The organism is Bradyrhizobium sp. Kon69, from assembly GCF_055807515.1.
Genome location: NZ_JBVVOS010000129.1, coordinates 1 through 415, shown reverse-complemented (window position 1 = coordinate 415; position 415 = coordinate 1). Strand labels below are relative to the sequence as shown.

Sequence of the window (415 nt, the reverse complement as noted above, 5' to 3'; positions counted from 1 at the left end):
AATTGTCCGGTTTCGGCAATTTTGACCTGCGGGACAAACGCCAGCGGCCTGGCCGCAATCCAAAAACGGGAGAAGAAATCCCGATCACGGCTCGCCGTGTGGTCACCTTTCGTCCAGGGCAGAAGTTGAAGGCCCGAGTTGAGGCTTATGCTGGAACCAAGTCATAACGACGAACTACCCGTCATCCCGGGCAAACGCTACTTCACCATCGGTGAAGTCAGCGAGCTGTGTGCGGTAAAACCGCACGTGCTGCGCTACTGGGAGCAGGAGTTTCCTCAACTCAACCCCGTCAAACGTACTGGGAACCGTCGGTAGTATCAGCGCCAGGACGGGCGGATGAGCCGACAGATCCGCGCATTGCTGTACGACCAGGGGTTCACCATCACCGGACATGCGCTGGCGCGCGCCGCTGATG

2 protein-coding genes are annotated in these 415 nt (G+C 58.8%); both read left to right on the top strand.

All coding sequences use genetic code 11. The features are described 5' to 3' along the window. Window positions 1–2 precede the first annotated feature (2 nt). Window positions 3–167 (top strand): HU family DNA-binding protein, encoded by a 165-nt coding sequence (locus AC0L3U_RS38530; protein ID WP_473364982.1) that lies wholly within the window; start codon window positions 3–5, stop codon window positions 165–167. Beyond that, window positions 148–315 carry a MerR family transcriptional regulator gene (locus tag AC0L3U_RS38525; RefSeq protein WP_473364981.1) on the top strand — a complete coding sequence of 56 codons (168 nt, stop codon included), beginning with the start codon at window positions 148–150 and terminating at the stop codon, window positions 313–315. Before AC0L3U_RS38530 ends, AC0L3U_RS38525 begins: the two co-directional genes overlap by 20 nt. Window positions 316–415 lie beyond the last annotated feature (100 nt).

Coding starts and splice junctions, on each gene's coding strand:
- AC0L3U_RS38525 (WP_473364981.1), top strand. CDS start 148: ATGCTGGAACCAAGTCATAACGACGAACTACCCGTCATCCCGGGCAAA.